This window comes from Terriglobales bacterium (assembly GCA_035651655.1).
GTDB lineage: Bacteria > Acidobacteriota > Terriglobia > Terriglobales > Acidobacteriaceae > DASRFG01.
The window spans coordinates 17,176-35,621 of sequence record DASRFG010000015.1 but is presented as its reverse complement, the minus strand read 5'-3'; the positions used below and the strand labels follow the sequence as shown (position 1 = coordinate 35,621).

Sequence of the window (18,446 nt, the reverse complement as noted above, 5' to 3'; positions counted from 1 at the left end):
GCAGCGCTCTTGCTGCATAGAAGTAAAAACGGCCCCGGGGGTCTGCAACAATCCGCCGGGGCCTCTTTGTTGTTATAGGCTAATTTCTTTTTGCTTCCCGCAAAATATACCAAACCCCGTCGGGGCTGGTGTGCAACACGTCGTACTTCCTTCCGATCAGCTGGATCACGGCGGGTGAGATCTCGAAATCTCGCGCTACAAAGAGATAAGGGGGCTGGGCGCGCACCAGATCCTTTTCAACAGCTTTCCACTGCTCACGAAGCAACGTGTCGGGCGACCATCCATTGAAGGGAATCGCCTGGTTGCGTTCGGACATCAGGTAAAAAACCGGATCGCCGAATACGAAGATGTCACCGGGCAAGCTGTCAGGCAGCAGCAAGAATCCAACCTCCTCATGGGCGGTAGCGTAGTAGGAATCAATCTTGCCCTGTAACTTAATACGATCGTCCGCACTTAAAGCGAAGTGGTGGTGTGCTAACTGAAGGGCCTCCATGGCCCAGGAACTCGCTATCGGGGAAAACAGCAAGACTAGAGCCGCCACAAGAGCAAACCGCAGATGGGGGCGGGCCAAAGATGTTCCGCTGTCTCTCAGATGAATCCACAGGACTTCTATCCCCTTGCTAGCAAGAATACCCAGTGGAACAAAAAGCAGCATGTAATGGTAATCCCACCAGGAGTAGCGTTGCAGAATGATCACGAACAGCCCCGCGCCTAACCACAGGACCAGGTTGATGGTCAGAGGGTCTCGACTGCGCCGTAGGCTCGCCCAAGCGCCAACGAACCCCAGGGCAAGCAACGGCGCGAAACGATCCAGGAACCACTGAAAGCCAACTAACAACTGTCCGATGCGTTGCTTCCAAGGCAGCTCGCGAGCAGCCTCGCGGGGAAAATCCCAGGTCGCATATATTAGATTTGCCAGATCGTGTATTCGTGCGAAATACGCCACGGTCAGGCCGATGCTTATCAAAAGGCCGAGGCAGATCGGCACGATGTAGGAGGTCAAGAACTTAACTGGCTCGTGGCGGTGGCGGGCAAACGCCCACCAACAGCTGGCCGCCCAAAAGCAACCTACGATCGGCAAGAAGAACAATTTGAACAGCAGGACAATTCCCCCAAAAATGCCTGACAATAGCAGCCCCAGCCATGATGCTTTTTCTCTTTGCACAGAATCCGCAGCGAACCAGGCCGTCAGGAACATCGGAAGACCAACCAGGCTTTCCACCTGCGTGAGCTGGTTATGCCCGCTGCCGTAATACACGCCCACGGTCAGAATGGGGACCAGGGCGGAGAAGTGCCTGATTTGGAAGTAAGGTCTAAGAGCAAAGATCAATACTACGCAAAACACCAGCATGTACAGCAGTTCAAACGTGTGAATCCCAACTTCTGTAAAGCCTAAGAGCTTGCCGGCGGTGACGTAGAACCAATAAATGGCGGGCTGTTTGGCGTCCCAGAAATCGCGATACAGCACCGCACCCTTAGCCATGCTGCGCGCGCCCACAGCAAACAGAGCTTGATCTCCACCAAAGGGATAAGCAAGGTGAATCAGCCCCAGCAGCGCTACAGACAAAAGGGAGACTACATGCACCCCGCTATAAGTGCGCGGTGAGCTACTCATACGAGGCCTGATAGAGCTGTAGCTTTGTTATGCACGGTCTCGCCCTGGATGGAGATATCCAGAAGAGCAAGAAATTCGATAGAAGCCCAAGACACTCACATCAACAATGTAGCGCAGAAGGCGGTCCCTATGTGTTGACGATGTGGCCACTACAAGCTGTGTGCATCACTGCATCTGACTGGGATCACAAAGTCCATTCTGAGGTTGTACGGGCGGTGTTGGCGGAATTTGCCAGGGAACATTGACAAAGTCGAAGAACTCGGTCATGTCAATGCTGCTCTTGTCGCGTTCGGTGAGATTTGGCAAGTTAAACCGAGTTTCGATCAGCTTCAGGATGGCGGTGTAGTCGGTGGGAGTGTGCGAAACGTAATGAGGTTTCGTAAACGGTGAAATCACCATGAGCGGCACCCGGAACCCGGTGTACTCAAACCGACAGGTCGGACTCGGATTGATACTTCCATCTGGTTGCCAACAGAGCAGGGCAGGATGCTGTGAGTTAGGCGCCAGGTCCACGGGCAAAATGCCGTCGGGATTGGGAGCAGGAATTGGCGGCACGTGATCATAGAGCGCCCCGCCTTCGTCGAAGGTCCATATAAATGCTGAATCCTCCCACGAGCTGCTCTTCATGAGGGCATTGATTATTTTGGCAACTTCCGCAGCGCCAGCCTGGATGCTGGTGTTCTCCCGGGGGTGTTCGTCAGACCAGCCGGTAGTTTCGATGAGCGCGACTGACGGCAGGGTATCGTTGTCGAGATCAGTAAAATATTGCGCTATTGGAACAATATTCGCGAGGTGCTGCTTCTCGAACGGTTGAAAATTGTCCAGGAAGGTGTTGCTCCCAATGGTGTAAACCTTCCAGGAGATTCCGTTCTCTTCCAGCAGTTCGAAGATAGTTTTATTAGTCAAAGGTTTCGTGGGTATGTCAGTGTACCCAGCCGAAGTTCCGGAAAGAACGTACAAACGATTGCTATTGGTTCGTGACAACACCGGCGCGAACCAACGGTCTGAAGTCGCGAACTGTGACGCCATGTAATAGTAATAGGGCAAATCACTCGCGTCATAGTAGCCCATAGCTCTAATGCCTTGGGGATCTATGACCGCCAACATTGAGGCTCTTAGAACAAACCCGTCAAGAGTGGCCGTTTCAGAAACTGGTTGCCGGCGATTGTAATCAGCGTGGCTGGAATTCCAATTCGCCGTCACATTTTCCATGCACATGGTTTTGAAATGAAATGCGTATACCGCGCTTTTTCCATCAGCACTCGGGTTAAACGCGCCTGCAGGCATCCCGTCTACATCGGTTGGCAATCCCTGGGCAGCTCGATAATCATTTAAGTGGCCAAAATAAGTGTCAAACGAACGGTTCTCCTGCAGCATGAAAATAATATGGTTAATTGCCTCGATCCCGGCACGTTTCACCTTCACCTTGACTGACGCTCTGGCCGTCCCTCCAGGGCCCGTAGCGGTCGCTGTGTAGGTGGTGTCGCTACTTGGAGACACGTCGATGGATCCATCCGGACCAACCGTTCCGATCCCGGGAGTCAAGCTTATGGATGTGGCTCCTGCACTCGACCATGTCAATTTTGAGGACTTGCCCGGTGTAATGCTGTCTGGGCTGGCGGAGATCTGGACTGTCACCTTGGCGTCTACCGTCAGGGTTGCGCCCGCGGAGGTGGTTCCTCCTGGCCCTTTCGCGGTCGCTTGATAATGAGTTGTTGCCGTGGGGGAGACTTCCATGGATCCACTGGTCGCAACCGGTCCGATGCCCTGGTCGATTGAAACTGAGGTTGCATCCTTGGAACTCCACGTCAGGGCGGCCTTGGAACCACTCACAATGGCGCCCGGCTGCACTGCCACTGAAACGCTTGGAGCCGCCGCTGGTGGCGGTTGGGGGGCTGGTGTAGGACCGGGAGGGGTATTACTGCCTCCTCCGCCTCCGCACCCTGACAGAATTACCAGCAACGCCAAAGTGGTGATACTAAAACCTGACTTGTATCGCATTGGGTACTCCAGAAGAAACTATTCGATCACCGAGGCGGCCCAGAAATCTGATAGATGAGTCAACCAGAGTAGCTGTTGCCTGGAGCTAAGGTGTGGTGGAGGCGGCTTCCAGGGCACGGCGATGCCCTTTTGATGGACACGGGGTCTTTCGTCGGGTTTACCGATTGTAAAGAGGGGAGCGGTTCCCCGAAGCAGGGGACAGGCAACCGGATTGTCCGTTCCGTCCCCGTCTGCGGGCGGGCCGTCGTTGAAAGCTGCCGCCGCAGGGCGGCAGCTTTCGGTCTATTACAGCGACGTTAGTGACAATCAGAACACTGCTTTTCGCCCAACCCGATCACTGGCTGAGTGGGGTCCGCAGAGATGAAGATGGCCTCTGACTGGTTTACCTGGTGCAGTCGAAGGGGGACGGTTCCAAGACCGGTCATTGACGCCGTTCCGTGCCCGTCGGAGCCGACCGAGTATGTGCCGGTCAACGGGACGGCTGCATTCATCGCGCTACCTACATTCACGTCCTCTTTTCCGCCGAACGTCCCCGTGCCGCTGAAGTTTACTCGGGCCAAAGCCGCCGATGACACGCTACCCGAGGTACCGGTAAGCGCCAACGCAAAGTTGCCTTGCAGGGAGGTGTTTGAGAACGGCAGACCTTTTTGGGAAAGAGCAACGCCACCCGCTACTACGCCCGTGTCCAATGCCATGAATTGTGCATTGCCGACGGAGGCCAGCCAAAAGACAAAGTTCACCGTTCCAGCCGAGCTCGTGAATGAAGCTGTTCCTCGTCCATTTGCATCCACGTTGTAAACTCCGGACAACGAAGCCCCGTCTGTGAAAACACCCTGATAGGTCTGGTCCAGGACGCCATTCAGAATTGTGCCAGCCCCGTCGGTGTCGAACCGAGCGGCCGAAACAAAGGGTGACTCGTTGCATGGGTCAACCCCGCTTAGCAGGACAGCGGTCGAACCCAGAGATGAGTTGCTGTAGGGAATATTCTGTTGGGCCACTGCGACCCCGGCCTCAATAAGGCCAGGATTCGGGTCAATACTGACCAACTCAATCTTACTGCGGTCCACAATATAAAACGCGTATGCCTTACTGCCCCACGAATTCGTGAGGTTTAGCTGGCCTCGGCCGTTGGCACCCAGTACGTAGGTGGCGCTGAATGGCAGAGTCGCCTGCGTCGAGCCTTCATTCAGATCTTCCGTGCCTGAGGCCGCTCCGGAACCCGCGAATACCAGTTGACCGACACTCGACATCGACTGCCTGGTAGTAGGTGTAATCGCCTGCCCCTGGAACCCAAAGACATAGGTACCGGCGACATCGGATATAGCAGTGGGATCTTGCTGCAATATTGCTCCCGAGCTGACGGAGGAGCTGTCAAATTGGATCATCTGGCCGCCCTTGCTTGAGGCGAGCACAAAACTAAAAGTCGCACTTCCGGACCCATTGGAAATAGTCGCAACGCCCCGGCCGTCGGACCCGACCGAATAAGTCCCTGAGACCGCCAGGTTCGTGGTAGGACCATCAACGGAGCTATTTCTATCCTCTATACCGTCAACGATCCCTCCCATTCCGTCGCTTTTGAGGACGCCACCCGCAAAGGTGAACCCGGCTGCATCAACCACGACCGCACTGAATACATATGATCCTTTGAGGCTGGCATTTGAAAACACAGTCGAGACACGCGCGGCAGCCGATTTTGTCTGGTCCGCCTTAAGTGTCACTTTAACCTCCACCTGCCCTGCGGCCGGCGGGGACGAAGGCGCGGTATACAAGCCCTTGTTCGAGACTGTTCCCACAATCGCATTTCCGCCAGGCACTCCATTGACCGTCCAGATCAATGAACTCTTGGATGGAGTCGCCTTGGCCGTAAACTGTTGCTGCGCTCCCGCTGGAACCGTGACCGACGTTGGAGAGACGGCTATGCTCGCCGCTTGCGGAGGTGGCGCTGGTGGTGGCGTGGGGCCGGGACTGTTTGAACTGGATCCCCCTCCGCTACACGCTGTGTTTCCAATCAACAACAACCCGGCGGCTAACGCCAGGCATACAGAGATGTGACGCGTCATCGCTTAGAACTCCTTGGAAGATAGGTGGAGCATCAACCCAGGGGGATGGTGGGCTGAATCCAGACAACCAAGCGAGGTGCAATTAGATTGCCAGCGCTGGTGAACCGAAATGGTTGCAATTTCTGCATTTTGCGTTGCAGGCAAAATCACCCCATCGCAGTGTTTTGCACACTGCATGGGACCGAGGCATGTTGCAAAACATGCCGGAGATGCTATCTCCCATGATTCACCGCTCACTACCTAAGAAAGCGGCGTAAAAGCCACTGAAACCTTGGGAACTGGCTACAAACCGAGGCTTTCTCGGGCGAAGCTCGGCGAATTAAAAGATTCCTCTACCTAATACCCTACTTATACAGTAGGATATCTAGACTTAATCCCAATTTCCCATGAAGGTCTCACAAAAAGGTCTTTACGCGCTGCAGGCCCTCATCATGTTGTCCCGGCACTACGACCAGGGCGCGATTCGTATTCACGACATCGCCCAGGAAGAAGACCTTCCGGAGAAATTTCTAGAGTTGATTTTGCTTCAGTTGAAGAACGCGCGGCTTGTTGAAAGCGTGCGTGGAGCCCGCGGCGGCTACCAGCTCCGGCGTCCTCCGTCCGAGATTGTATTGAGTGAGGTCATTCGTATCATTGACGGTCCGCTTGCCCCGTTCGGCGACGTCACCTCGTTGCAGCACTTGATTGATGAAGATAAAGAGCACCGGGCGCTGTATCGCGTATTCATGGATGTTCGCAATGCTGCCGCTGACATTCTAGAGAACACCTCGCTGGCAGATGTAGCGGGCACTGACCGTAGTGGCACGCCAGCCAGGTTGAAGAAGGGAAGTCGTGTGAAGGTAAGCGTGGCGCATCGCTGATTAGCGTTCCGCCCGGAAGCTGCCCGTTGACGAGGCAAATTGTGCGATTGGTTCTTGCCAACTTGGTTTATCTGGTCGTCGTCATAGGCCTGCCTGCCTTCGGTCAGACCGTCGTCCGTATCGGCGCTTTTGCCAACATCACACATGCGCAGGCCATGGTAGGAAAGAATCAGGGCTGGTTCGAGCGCGGTATGGGGCCCGGGGCTCGAGTGGACTGGAAAATCTTTACTGCCGGCCCTTCCGCTATTGAAGCCCTCTTTGCCGGTGCGCTCGACATTACTTACATCGGTCCGAACCCCGCCATTACCGGCTACATTCGCTCCAACGGCGAAGCTCTGCGCGTCGTTGCAGGAGCCGCCGGTGGAGGCGCCGCGCTCATTGTTCGCGCTGACTCAGGCATCCAAAAGCCGGCGGACTTTCATGGCAAGAAAGTAGCGTCTCCGCAACTTGCAAACACGCAGGACATTGCCTTGCGGGCATGGCTGCGCTCACAAAATCTTAAGCCGCGCGAGAAGGGCGGTGACGTCCAGGTCTTGCCCATTGCCAACGCAGACCAACTCAATCTTTTTCTGAAAAAACAACTGGACGCCGCCTGGGCCCCGGAGCCCTGGGCGACGAGGCTGATCCACGAGGGTGGTGGTCGGCTATTTCTTGATGAGCGGACACTCTGGCCGAAGGGGGAATTTGTGACTGCGTTGGTGGTGGTTAACACCAAGTTTCTCCATGAGCATCCCGACATGGTGGAGAACTTCATCCGGACGCACGTAGCCTTGACTGACTGGATTAACCATCATCTGCCGGAGAGTAAACGTGCGCTGAACCAGGAAATTCAGAAGCTGACGGGCGCAGCCCTCGCGGACGCAGTGTTGGACGAGGCCTTCTCTCGCATTAGAGTGACTTACGATCCGCTTCGATCTTCGCTATCAACTTCAGCCCGAATGGCCTACGAACAAGGCTTTCTGGGCAAAGCTAATCCGGACTTATCAGGCTTGTGCGATCTTTCGATCTTAGACAAGGTACTTAAAGAGAAGGGAAGAGCCGCAATCCGATGATCCGACAAAGTCAACGATGGGCATCCGCCGCTCGAGCCGACGACAGCCCCGATGGGCAAATTCGACCTGCGGCGGAGCCAACCACCGCTACCCCAGTTCAAGCTGCTCCGCAGAGCACGCCCAAAATTTCGCTGCAGAATATTTCTCAGTCATACCGCTCACAGAACAACGGCGATTTGGTCGCTCTTGCCAATATCAACCTCGAGGTGAACCCTGGCGAGTTTCTTTGCATTGTCGGGCCTTCTGGCTGCGGAAAGTCAACCTTGCTCCATGTGCTCGCCGGCCTCATTCAACCTACGGCTGGCACTACCCTGATGGACGGTCAACCGGTGACCGGCCCCGGTACCAACCGCATCATGATTTTTCAGGAACTAGGTCTCTTTCCTTGGCTCACCGTCCTCGACAACGTCGAATTCGGTATGCGAGTGGCAGGCGTTCGCAAGCATCAGCGTCGCGCTGCCGCGCGCGAGTATCTCCGTCTGGTACATCTCTCCAAATTCGAAGAGAGTTACATCCACCAGCTATCTGGGGGAATGCGTCAACGTGTGGCTTTGGCTCGCGCACTGGCCGCCGAGCCGGATGTCTTGTTGATGGACGAGCCATTCGCGGCCCTGGACGCTCAAACTCGCGACTTGCTTCACGATGAGTTGGAACGCATCTGGTCGGAAACCGGCCGGACCATCGTTTTCGTCACCCACAACGTTCGCGAAGCCGTCCGCCTTGGAGACCGGGTTGTCCTCATGACGTTTCGTCCCGGGCGGGTAAAGAGTCAGTTCAAGATCGACTTGCCTCGTCCACGCCATCTCGAAGACACGGTAGTAGCAACCACGGCGGGCGACATCCTGGATGAGTTGCGTGAGGAGATCAACAAATCCTTGGAGGCCGAGTACCATGAAGCGCATAACTAGGCAGGTGCTCTTTTATGCCGCTCTGCTCGCCATCTGGGTAGTGATCGCAAGATTAAAGATATGGCCTCCGTACCTGGTACCGACCCCGAAAGGTGTCTGGGATTCGCTGGTCAGCGGTTTCTCCGACCGCACCTTCTGGATCGCCATTGAAGTGAGCATGCGGCGCATTGCCATTGGCTATGGCATCTCCGTCGTGCTTGGCATGGTGTTGGGGCTGGTTCTCGCCAGCAGCAGATTTTTGGAAGAAACCGTTGGCGGACTGCTCGTCAGCCTGCAAAGCTTGCCAAGTATCTGCTGGTTACCGCTCGCTGTTTTATGGTTCGGTTTGAGCGAGAAAGCCATAATTTTCGTGATCGTTATGGGCTCTCTCCTTTCCATAACCATCAGCATGGAAGACGCTCGCCACCAGATGCCCAAAATCTATGGAATGGCCGGACGAAACCTCGGGGCTGGTGGCCTTAAGCTCTTCCTCTATGTGCTTCTGCCCGCCAGTCTTCCTTACCTGGTCTCTGGATTGAAACAAGGTTGGGCATTCGCCTGGCGCTCTCTCATTTCCGGCGAGATGATATTCGTCAGCCTCGGTCTGGGTCAGTTGCTGATGATGGGACGCGATCTCAATGACATGAGCCGCGTCATTGCGGTCATGGGATTGATTGTCGGAATTGGCTACATTGTGGACGGGCTGCTATTCCGCTCGTTTGAGCGACGCCTGGAAGAAAAGTGGGGATCGGCGGCGGCTCGCTAACGCGGTTCTCAGCTTAGAGAAGAAGAAAGAGGGACACCCGGGTGTCCCTCTCCTTCAACCCTGTCAATAGCAGAATTTGCTGACGTGGTTGTTCGACTCTGCATTGCTCAAGCCGCCATATGTGCCGAGACGGACGTTATTAGTGTGTCCCACATACGCGCAGCTCGTTCCCACGCCGGCGGCTCCATGGCTGCTGATTCCCAGAAAATCGCCCAGCCCGGCGCCAAACCCGAAGGTTGTGAAGTTTGCATCCCCTTCTGGCGAGTCAGCGGTAGAAGTAATGGCCACTACCGCACCTGGTGTGGTGGAAGCGTTGGGTATTTGCTTCATATCAACCACGGTCCGGTTCTTGAAACGGACGGTATCAGGTGTGTGGTAATAGGCCACGTCGGTTATGTTCTGTCCATTGTCGACAGTGATCGCCGGGTCAAACTCGTGGGCACTAGAGGTGGCGTCGAGGGCGGTCACCGCTGCCCAGGTAGTTCCAAGGTCAGTGGAGGTTCTCATGGATATGTCCGCGTCTGGACACGCCGAACCGGGAATGACAATAACATTTGCCTTGCAACGGGTCCAGACAACGAATGTTGTCTGCCCAGTCGTACTGTCCGCGCGGTTGGCGTGGGTTGGTATGGTATTAACGTTTAGTCCTGCGTTGCCCATGAGCTGTCCTGCAAACCCGAAGGTCCGGCCTACGGTCAAGGGATTGGCTTCCGTGACCACCGCAATGGGTGATCCGCAGGTGGGGGCTACTGGAGCGCCCTTGGGAGTGCATTTTACAAGTCTGATTGCCACATTTGGCATGCCGGTAGAGGGGTTATAACCAAATGCTCCGTAAACTACCGTAATGGTGCCTGCGTTTGGGCCACCCGGAGGCACTACCGAGACGCTGCTGAATTGAGCTCCCGTATCGGCGGCACTGCTGATGGTTTTTGTCGGTGAGCAATTCGCCAGTGTCGCGAACGCCTTGGTGCAAGCCGTCAGGTGAATTTCCGTCGTATAGCCAATTGCGTCTAAAGCTGTATTTGAGACGTAAATGTCTCCCGCCCCGACACCGCTTGCTCGCTGGTCTTGGGCTAAGCCGGGGAAATCCACATTTTCGTCGTCTGTCGCGCTTACGATAACTGCAGCTCCACCGGTAGTGGCACAAATAGTACTTTGCGCCAATGATAGTGTTCCTGGCGGACAGTTGGTCGTGTTGGTTAGTTCAGCCGTGGGGATCCGCCGCAGACCAACCCCGGCTACTTGGTTGCCAAGCCGCAAATCCGCGATTATGAATTGTCCGTTTGCGGGATCAGCCAGTACCCGAGATAGACCCATGCTCCGCGCTATATCTGTAGAGAGGAGTGGGCTCGTAATCGTGGGATTGCCCATTTCAAAATCTGTGTTCGCAGGGCTGGCCGGCGGTCCAGCGTAGCAAGCAGCGTTGGGGTCGCGGTGAACAAAGATACTTCCCGCGTTTCCTGGCCCAGCCAATCCACGCGCATCGTTAGCGGTCTCCACAACCAAATCCAGATTTCCGGTACCGGTGGGAAAGAAGTTCCGGATATGATCTATGGATTCGCTATTCTGAGGGAGCGCGTTCGCTGCTCCCTCAAAGTTCATTTGTGTACCCGAGGTCGTCCCGCAGCCAACTAATGCGAGCGGCACGGCCGTTCTTCCACTGGGGCTCTTCAGCACCGGACTCTGTGGATAGGATGCGAGCAATTCTGGGTGGAACCGCGATAGCAAGGCACGTGCGTTAGGTGCCGGAGAATGCAACAAGACCTGGCCCCCCTGCTGGGAGGCAAAAAACGCGAGTCGGGAAGAGACTGGCGCGACATAATACTGAAACACCCCCGGATTGCCCTGCGCAACCACTATGGGTCCGCATAACACCAGGGCCAAAAAGAAGACCACATTTCGTGACCGCATTTTTCCTCCTTAATCTATTTATCTTCGTTCTGAACTTCTTGTAACAGCGAGGCTGCAGCGGAACTCACGGCCTCGTCTCCATCTTGCAGCGCCGTGGAAATCAAAGACTTGTCTTTCGCCCCTACACTGGAGATCAACATCAATCGAATGGCAGGATCTGGATCGTGAAGCAGCGGCCGCAGGTAACTCATCGCCTCTGGACTATCCAGCCGCGCCAGTCCTTGGAGAGCAGCCATGCGGACTTGAACATCAGAGTCCCCAAGAGCATTGTTGAGCGTGGTCAGGTAGCTTCGATCGTCAGTTAGACCAGATTGTTGCAACAGTTGAAGGGCTTCAAGTCGGGTGGATGGCTGCTCGCTCTCTGCCGCTGCGAATAGGGCCTCTTTTGCGGCATCAGCGTTCACCGATTTTAGCGCTTCGTAAGCGTTGCTCTGAAGCACTGGATCCGAATCCAGAACGGCGGTGGCGAGTGCTTCCTGGTCCCGCTTTGTAATAGAGCTCGCCAGGGAGTCGAATTTTTCTGTGGGGTCAAGCTCGAACGTTTGCTGAACTTCCTCAGCTTCCGGTTCCGACTCGTCAAGTCGTTCTCCCGAATCCATCTGTTCGGCAACCGCATTTGCTTCCACTGAAACTCCCGATTCAGACAAGTCCCTCGCTGGCAGACGAATCATCCCTTTATGGGCAACGTGAGATTCTCTCCGTATCCAGAGCTGAGATGTTTCTAAAGAATGTGACAGGTCACCAACGATAATGAAGTCAACTCCTTCGAGCAAAGCGTTGAGGGCGGATTGTAAAGGTACCTTCTCAAGCTGAAGGGAAGTGGTCCCCAACGGCTTCTCCAAGCCGTGCATACGTAGACCCGTCTTGCGCGCCACTTCGCGAAGCACCGCAGTGACAGGAATTGTCGTTGCACAAATACTCAGCTGCTGGTTCGTCCACTCGACCGATAAGGAATTTGGTCCGCTTTTACAGATTGCGTCGGCGTTCGCGGTCACAACGACACCAGTCGCTATGGCGGTCAAGAATGCACACCGGATCAGTCGGAGCAATTCAATAACTCCTTCAATAGTGCTGCACGATAGCTCCTGGCGCGCAGATAAAATTAGGCTGAACGCCGGAGCGGAGAAGCACTTCTCTAGTTGGTGAGCCTGAAAAGCGCGAGGAATATACGTCAAAGAAACGGCGCTGTAAAGATGCAATTATTTGCACACTTACAGTTGGCGGTCAGCTGAAAGAGGCATCACATCGGGCTTTCGGCGGGAGCCGAATTGTCAGGGCAAGTTCAGCGATGCGAGCTTGCCTGGATCCAGATATGTTCCTTCCCATCGCAGCGACCAGTGAAAGTGCGGCCCCGTAACCCGCCCGGTTGCGCCGCTGAGGCCAAGTACCTGTCCTCGAGAGACTCTCTGGCCTTCCTTCACCTTTAACCTGGAGAAATGCATGTAAAGGGTCATGAGTCCCTGGCCGTGGTCCACCACCACGCACCGGCCTTCGAAATAGAGCCTGCGTGCGAGAAGGACGGTCCCGGAATTGGCGGCAACGATCGGGGTACCCGGAGACGCATGAAAATCCAAGCCCAAGTGTCGGGTTTGCAATTTCCCGTTGAAGACTCGATTGACACCGAAGACCTCAGAGACGGCGGTGTTCACTGGAACCATGAATGGCTGGCTCCATAACTGCTGGTCGCTGCTGCGAGCGAACGCGCGATGCTTGATCGCTTCTTCCTTCTTGACCCGCTGAGCTTGTCTCTTATTTGGGACAACGAACTTGCGCTGGACCGTCAATGTCACCGTGGGGTAGGCGGCTGTGCTTACCTGCAGGCTGCCCTCATAAATAACGGGGGAGCCTGCGGCGGTTTCTCCCCTCAGCTTGAGAGGATAAGAACCGGCTGCAGTGGTAATGTCCACCCCGAAAAAGCCGTACCACGACCTGCTGGCGGAATCGAACCGGAGGTGGAGATCATGACCCAGCCACGACCCACTCAGATTTCTCAGGTCGATGGAAGGGATTACTCGCAAGATCGCAGGGGCCCCGTTGACCAGAGTTTCTGGCTCAGGACGCACTTGCCAACTCGGCGCAGGGGCTACCTGCCCGGCCAGAGACAGGGCGCCCCAAACAAGGACCCACAAAAAAACTAGGAAAACGCCGACCCGCGACACTCTTCCACTGTACCGCAACTGAAGATGTAAACCAGTAAGGGTATCCCGTTTGACAAGGCACACTTCTGAGTGTGCTCGTCAAAAGCAAATCAGACTCGGGAACGAGATGCCGGGGCTCGCGTGTAACCCAACAGGTAGATGGGACGAGTTGACTCCCTCTTACTTAGGCGGTCCCGCTTTCTGTTCCATGTGCTTGCGGATCCGGCGTACTTCCATGAAGGTCAGGGATGTGGTGACGGCAATCAAACTCCCGAACATGATCTCGAGAATCAGGCTGTCCATTGTTTCTCCTCGTCGCAGCTTGAGCCAACTCGTATGGCCCGACGCAGGCTACAGTTTAGAGTGCCCGCCCGCCACGAGTAATAACTGCCAAGGTGCACGAGCAAATTTAGACGGCGGTAGGCGTCCAGCGGTTCAGCACCGGACCACGTTTTTGGCTTGCATGCCCCGGGTTGCGTTCCGCGTGTCAACTACCAGCTGTGACTCACGCACGATGCGCGCATAATCGTAGTCAGAGTGGTCGGTAACGATAAGAACGCAGTCGTAGTCACTCAGATTCTCCAGGGAAACTCTTTGCATCTGCAGGTTGTATTTACGTCCGCGGCCGACTACCGGAAAGTAGGGATCGTGATAGCTCACCTCCGCCCCCTCTTTACGGAGCAGTTCGATAATGGTCAGAGACGGTGATTCGCGCAGGTCGTCAATATCCTTTTTATATGCCACTCCAAGGACCAACACCTTCGACCCGTTCACCGATTTCTTCCGCGCGTTCAGCGCGTCGGAAACCGAGCGCAGCACATGATACGGCATCGAGGTATTGATCTCGCCCGCCAACTCGATGAAGCGAGTCTGAAAATCGAATTGGCGCGCCTTCCACGACAAGTAAAAAGGATCTACCGGGATGCAGTGTCCTCCCAGCCCTGGTCCGGGATAGAACGGTTGGAACCCGAATGGCTTGGTGGAGGCCGCCTCGATCACCTCCCAGATGTCCACTCCCATCCGCAGGCATAGCAGTTTGAGTTCATTTACCAGCGCAATATTGACGCAACGGTAGATATTTTCTAAGAGCTTTGTCATCTCGGCTGCCGCTGGCGACGAGACCCTGACCACGCGATTGAAAATAGATCCGTAAACTGCGGTGGCCAGCTCGGCAGCCTCTGGCTCTAAACCTCCCACCACTTTCGGTATATCGCGGCGGGACACACTGTTATTACCGGGATCTTCTCTCTCGGGCGAGAAAGCCAGATAGAACTGTCCTTCCGATCCCGCCCGGACCGCTTTCAAGCCGCGCCCATTGTTCTGCTCCAAAATCGGCAGCAGCACTTCGTCAGTGGTACCGGGATACGTAGTGCTCTCCAAAATTACAAGGTGTCCCGGCCGGAGGTGCGGGGCAATAGAGTCGCCGGTTGAAGTGATGTAGCTCAAATCAGGTTCGCGATGCTCATCGAGCGGCGTGGGAACGCAGATGATGATCGCATCTACATCCCGCAGGCTCGCGAAATCCGCAGTGGCTGAGAAACCCTTCCCTCGGGCGAATTGAATTTCGTCTGGGGTGATGCGATGTATATAAGAGCCTCCTGTATTCAGGGTCTGCACTTTCCGGTCGTCAATGTCGAATCCTGTCACGGGAAATCCCTGCTCGCTGAATAACAAAGCCAGAGGAAGCCCCACGTATCCCAATCCGATCACACCGATGCCGGCCGTGCGACTCTCAATCGCCGAGATGAGCTGTGACCTTTTAGACGTGAGTGGCTGCAGAGTCATAAAGGATCCGACCTCCGTTATATTTTCCGCTCTTAAACAGGAACACAACAATTCTAAATGGTGCGGCAAGCAATCGACTCTCGCCGGAGTTTTCGCTTGTTCAAGAACCAGAAACCGGAGCAACCGGGGGTATAGGTTGGCCTGCCAGGATGGCGCGTGGGTGGTCTTCCAGCAAGGCATGTGCGCGCGCTTCCCCAAATTTCTTTGCCACGGCTTGCCGCGCCGCGGAAAGTAGCGGGGGCCGCTGTTTAATGTCATGCGCGTCGCTTGCCAGCACGTGCACCGCCCCGCGCTCCAACAACCACAACGCGCTCCGGCGCGCCACACCGCCCCAGGCGCCTGTGAGCGCAGAGGCGGTGACCTGGGTCAGGCATCCCTGTTCTACAAATTCCATGATCTTCGTGGGATTCCGCTGCAAAATTGGATTTCGCTCGGGGTGAGCGATGATAGGCACGAGCCCCCTCGATCGCAGCCGAACCAGCGAATCGTTTATTGCCGGCGGTAATCCATAACTGCTTAGTTCCACCAACAGATAACCCGTCTGCCCAATGATAAAGTTACGCGGATTGGCCAGCGCGCTCTCCAGGTTATCGTAGGACAGGAACAGTTCACATCCCAGGCTAAACCTGAGTTTGGGGTCGCTGCGCTGTCGCAGAAGGTCGAGCGCTGCCTGTGCCTGCTTGCGATCGTATGCGTAGCGGTCATTCGCGTGGGGTGTCGCCACGATATGCTCGACACCATCTTCCCCAGCCAGACGACACATCTCTAACGCAATTTCCCAGGATTTAGGTCCATCATCCAGGAAAGGCAATATGTGACAGTGGATGTCAACCATCAGTGTGCCGGAATTGTTGATCATAGCACCTGGCAGAAGGATCTCTTAATGTATTCGGACTCATAGCGCCCAGTAGCATGCCGCGGAAATGGTCCCTTGCAGCCAGCCGCCCACAACTCTCCTGGGGAAGGCCAAACCTTTTAATTGTTGCCTGGCGACAGGCACAGATGTTGTTGGGGATGAAGTTACAGATTCAGAACACTGGCATTATATATACGTGCTTGGAGTCCCGTGGTGCCAAGGTGCGCACGTTCAAACAGTGATATCAAATGCTGACACTATGTACTCATTCACTGTGAGCGTTCGCAGCTAAATTCATATCGCGTTCACAATCAGGCACTCCCTAAGTGCAAAGTGTTGCAGTTCTATGCTCGGAGATTGCGTATGCGCTTCGAGCGCTTGACAAGGGGAAGGTAATCCAGAAAACTGGCGTCAGTCGCGGGTTGCGGCGGACAACAGCCCAGGCTTTTCTGATCTCCAACATAGCGCTAGCAGCATTTCGCCCGTCTTGCAGGATTGCTTGGGCGCCGAATTAACCATAATGGTGGTGGTTGTTTGAAGGAGACTTGTGCCTTTAATGAGAGTAGTACTGTTGCTTTGTTCGATCGTTGCCTGCTCCGCTCATTATCAGAATGCACTCATTAGCTTTGTCAACACGACGTTTGCTTCCGCAACGCTTTCGCTAGTGCACATTGCTGGGAACGTTCTGAACGGTACTTTGACTCCTGCCAGCTCGGCCGGCGAAAGTCAGTCCGCGATTGCCCCGGCTACAGACGTCGATCTTGTAGGGGTGTTTACATATCGCAACGATAATTCCCGGTCTGGCCTGAACTCCCGCGAAACGGTGTTGACTCCTAAGACTGTAAACTCTTCTCGCTTCGGGAAATTATTTACCTACACCGTGGACGGCTACGTCTACGCCCAACCGCTGTACGTCTCGAACGTCGATATCCCAAATCAAGGCGTGCACAATGTGGTGTATGTGGCTACTGAAAACAACAGCGTGTACGCTTTTGACGCCGAGGGTAAGAACAGTACGCCGCTCTGGTACAAAAACCTTAACAATGCAGCAACCGGATCAACACCGGTGCCCTGCGCTGACGTTCACATGTGCAGCACTGCCGCCAGCATTGGGATTACCGCGACTCCCGTCATCTCGCCCGGCACCAATACTATGTACGTCGTCGCGCGTTTTAAGATGAACGGCAAATATATTCACCGTATTCACGCTTTAGACATCAGAACCGGCTTTCATGCAATGTGGGGCTCGAAGCTCATTCAGGCTACGGTATCTGGCAACGGAGAAGGCGGAAACGGCAGTACCGTTTCTTTTAATGGCTTGACGTCCAATAACCGCGCTGCCCTGCTGCGATTAAATGGCGTGGTTTACGTGGCTTTTGGTTCGCCCGACGACGTTCATCCGTATCACGGTTGGATAATCGGTTACGCTCCTAACAATACGACTAAAACGCTGGATACTGTCGCGGTGTTCAATCCAACTCCTAACGGGCAAGCTGCGGGCATTTGGAGTCCCGCCGCCCTTGCCGCCGATGCGCAAGGAAATATGTTTTGCAGTGTTGGGCAAGGCACGTGGGATGTTCCTAATGCCAACTTAGGGGACAGCTTCCTGCGTCTTACCACCAACGGTGGCGTTTTGCAGGTGGCCGATTACTTCACCCCGTTTAACCAATCCATTCTCGATGCTCAAGATCTTGACGTTGGGTCTGGCGGTACACTTCTTTTGCCTTCAAAACCAGGAACCCCTCATCCCGACTTGATAGTGGCCGGAGGAAAAGAGGGTCGTGTTTACCTTCTCGATCGTCAAAACCTGGGTCACTTCCAGCCCGGCAGTGACAGCCAGATTGTGCAGTCCATAAGCGGTCAGTTTCCTAATGGTGTCTACACCACTCCTGCCTATTTTGCCGGAAGAGTTTACATTGGAGGGTCCGCAACTACACTGAAGGCCTTCAGTCTTACCGATGGCCGCCTCTCCACTTCGCCGGTGTCACAAAGTTCTACCAGCTTCTTCTACCCGGGTGCGAACCCGGTGGTATCGAGTAACGGTCTAACGAACGGCATTGTCTGGGCCTTAGAAAGACCGGGTACAGGCATCTTGCATGCCTATGACGCTACAAACTTATCCAAAGAGCTGTACAACAGCAACCAGGTTCCGAGCAGAGACGCCTTGCAGGCGGTCGCGAGGTTCAGCGTTCCTACTGTGGCAAACGGGCGGGTTTACGTCGCCAGCAATGATCTGAACGACAATCAGGGAAAGCTATTCATTTTTGGTCTATTACCGTGAGGGGAGATCAGACGCCGTCACCGAAACCTTACCCTCACCGAATCTTGCGCCACAGCCTTCACCCAAATCTGCATCCTCTGAGACGACGGCAGTAAGACAGCGCTACCGTTCTTGCATCCGAAATCGGAAATAGCGAAGCCTGGTTGTTCTGTAAATGCAATTTGCCTTTTCTCCTGTTCGGGAGTAGGCTTCTGCTGCCTCAAAGAGCACTCTCCCGCCCATTGGACACAACGG

The 18,446-nt window shown here is 55.0% G+C and carries 14 protein-coding genes; 5 read left to right on the top strand and 9 right to left on the bottom strand.

Features of this window, described 5'->3' with window-relative positions; translation table 11 throughout:
• Positions 1 to 79: 79 nt before the first annotated feature.
• From VFA76_06750 to VFA76_06740, 3 genes are all read right to left on the bottom strand, one after another.
• On the bottom strand, positions 80 to 1,615 hold the full coding sequence (locus tag VFA76_06750; protein ID HZR31535.1) for a hypothetical protein: 1,536 nt from the start codon (positions 1,613 to 1,615) through the stop codon (positions 80 to 82).
• 165 nt (positions 1,616 to 1,780) lie between these two features.
• Positions 1,781 to 3,616, bottom strand: coding sequence for an alkaline phosphatase family protein (locus VFA76_06745; protein HZR31534.1), 1,836 nt, complete (start codon positions 3,614 to 3,616; stop codon positions 1,781 to 1,783).
• 296 nt (positions 3,617 to 3,912) lie between these two features.
• Complete coding sequence (locus VFA76_06740) at positions 3,913 to 5,676, bottom strand: Ig-like domain-containing protein (protein ID HZR31533.1); 1,764 nt, start codon at positions 5,674 to 5,676, stop codon at positions 3,913 to 3,915.
• A gap of 386 nt (positions 5,677 to 6,062) precedes the next feature.
• Here VFA76_06740 and VFA76_06735 point away from each other — a divergent pair, with 386 nt between their 5' ends.
• From VFA76_06735 to VFA76_06720, 4 genes are read left to right on the top strand one after another with little or no spacing between them, the layout of a single operon-like run.
• The gene (locus VFA76_06735) at positions 6,063 to 6,536 is read left to right on the top strand and encodes an Rrf2 family transcriptional regulator (GenBank protein HZR31532.1); all 474 of its coding nucleotides are present in this window, start codon (positions 6,063 to 6,065) and stop codon (positions 6,534 to 6,536) included.
• Positions 6,537 to 6,577: 41 nt separating this feature from the next.
• Entirely contained in the window at positions 6,578 to 7,588 is a 1,011-nt protein-coding gene (locus VFA76_06730; GenBank protein HZR31531.1) for an aliphatic sulfonate ABC transporter substrate-binding protein, read from the top strand.
• Positions 7,585 to 8,496, top strand: a complete 912-nt coding sequence (locus VFA76_06725) for an ABC transporter ATP-binding protein (protein ID HZR31530.1) — start codon at positions 7,585 to 7,587, stop codon at positions 8,494 to 8,496. Before VFA76_06730 ends, VFA76_06725 begins: the two co-directional genes overlap by 4 nt.
• A complete protein-coding gene (locus VFA76_06720) occupies positions 8,480 to 9,241 on the top strand; it encodes an ABC transporter permease (GenBank protein ID HZR31529.1) in 762 nt (253 codons plus the stop codon). The genes VFA76_06725 and VFA76_06720 overlap by 17 nt, the downstream gene beginning before the upstream one ends.
• A 63-nt stretch (positions 9,242 to 9,304) precedes the next feature.
• Here VFA76_06720 and VFA76_06715 read toward each other — a convergent pair whose 3' ends face one another.
• The 6 genes from VFA76_06715 to VFA76_06690 form a co-directional block, all read right to left on the bottom strand.
• Positions 9,305 to 10,888: a hypothetical protein gene (locus tag VFA76_06715; protein HZR31528.1), complete on the bottom strand. Its 1,584-nt coding sequence runs from the start codon at positions 10,886 to 10,888 to the stop codon at positions 9,305 to 9,307.
• Between the two features lie 278 nt (positions 10,889 to 11,166).
• Positions 11,167 to 11,778: a HEAT repeat domain-containing protein gene (locus VFA76_06710; GenBank protein ID HZR31527.1), complete on the bottom strand. Its 612-nt coding sequence runs from the start codon at positions 11,776 to 11,778 to the stop codon at positions 11,167 to 11,169.
• 645 nt (positions 11,779 to 12,423) lie between these two features.
• Positions 12,424 to 13,215: a M23 family metallopeptidase gene (locus VFA76_06705; protein ID HZR31526.1), complete on the bottom strand. Its 792-nt coding sequence runs from the start codon at positions 13,213 to 13,215 to the stop codon at positions 12,424 to 12,426.
• 255 nt (positions 13,216 to 13,470) lie between these two features.
• The gene (locus VFA76_06700) at positions 13,471 to 13,593 is read right to left on the bottom strand and encodes a hypothetical protein (GenBank protein ID HZR31525.1); all 123 of its coding nucleotides are present in this window, start codon (positions 13,591 to 13,593) and stop codon (positions 13,471 to 13,473) included.
• Between the two features lie 132 nt (positions 13,594 to 13,725).
• On the bottom strand, positions 13,726 to 15,075 hold the full coding sequence (locus VFA76_06695; GenBank protein ID HZR31524.1) for a nucleotide sugar dehydrogenase: 1,350 nt from the start codon (positions 15,073 to 15,075) through the stop codon (positions 13,726 to 13,728).
• Between the two features lie 100 nt (positions 15,076 to 15,175).
• Complete coding sequence (locus VFA76_06690) at positions 15,176 to 15,934, bottom strand: CpsB/CapC family capsule biosynthesis tyrosine phosphatase (protein ID HZR31523.1); 759 nt, start codon at positions 15,932 to 15,934, stop codon at positions 15,176 to 15,178.
• A 553-nt stretch (positions 15,935 to 16,487) separates the two neighbouring features.
• Here VFA76_06690 and VFA76_06685 point away from each other — a divergent pair.
• On the top strand, positions 16,488 to 18,212 hold the full coding sequence (locus VFA76_06685) for a pyrrolo-quinoline quinone (GenBank protein ID HZR31522.1): 1,725 nt from the start codon (positions 16,488 to 16,490) through the stop codon (positions 18,210 to 18,212).
• Positions 18,213 to 18,446: the final 234 nt, after the last annotated feature.

Coding starts and splice junctions, on each gene's coding strand:
- VFA76_06750 (HZR31535.1), bottom strand. CDS start 1,615: ATGAGTAGCTCACCGCGCACTTATAGCGGGGTGCATGTAGTCTCCCTT.
- VFA76_06745 (HZR31534.1), bottom strand. CDS start 3,616: ATGCGATACAAGTCAGGTTTTAGTATCACCACTTTGGCGTTGCTGGTA.
- VFA76_06740 (HZR31533.1), bottom strand. CDS start 5,676: ATGACGCGTCACATCTCTGTATGCCTGGCGTTAGCCGCCGGGTTGTTG.
- VFA76_06735 (HZR31532.1), top strand. CDS start 6,063: ATGAAGGTCTCACAAAAAGGTCTTTACGCGCTGCAGGCCCTCATCATG.
- VFA76_06725 (HZR31530.1), top strand. CDS start 7,585: ATGATCCGACAAAGTCAACGATGGGCATCCGCCGCTCGAGCCGACGAC.
- VFA76_06720 (HZR31529.1), top strand. CDS start 8,480: ATGAAGCGCATAACTAGGCAGGTGCTCTTTTATGCCGCTCTGCTCGCC.
- VFA76_06700 (HZR31525.1), bottom strand. CDS start 13,593: ATGGACAGCCTGATTCTCGAGATCATGTTCGGGAGTTTGATTGCCGTC.
- VFA76_06695 (HZR31524.1), bottom strand. CDS start 15,075: ATGACTCTGCAGCCACTCACGTCTAAAAGGTCACAGCTCATCTCGGCG.
- VFA76_06690 (HZR31523.1), bottom strand. CDS start 15,934: ATGATCAACAATTCCGGCACACTGATGGTTGACATCCACTGTCACATA.
- VFA76_06685 (HZR31522.1), top strand. CDS start 16,488: ATGAGAGTAGTACTGTTGCTTTGTTCGATCGTTGCCTGCTCCGCTCAT.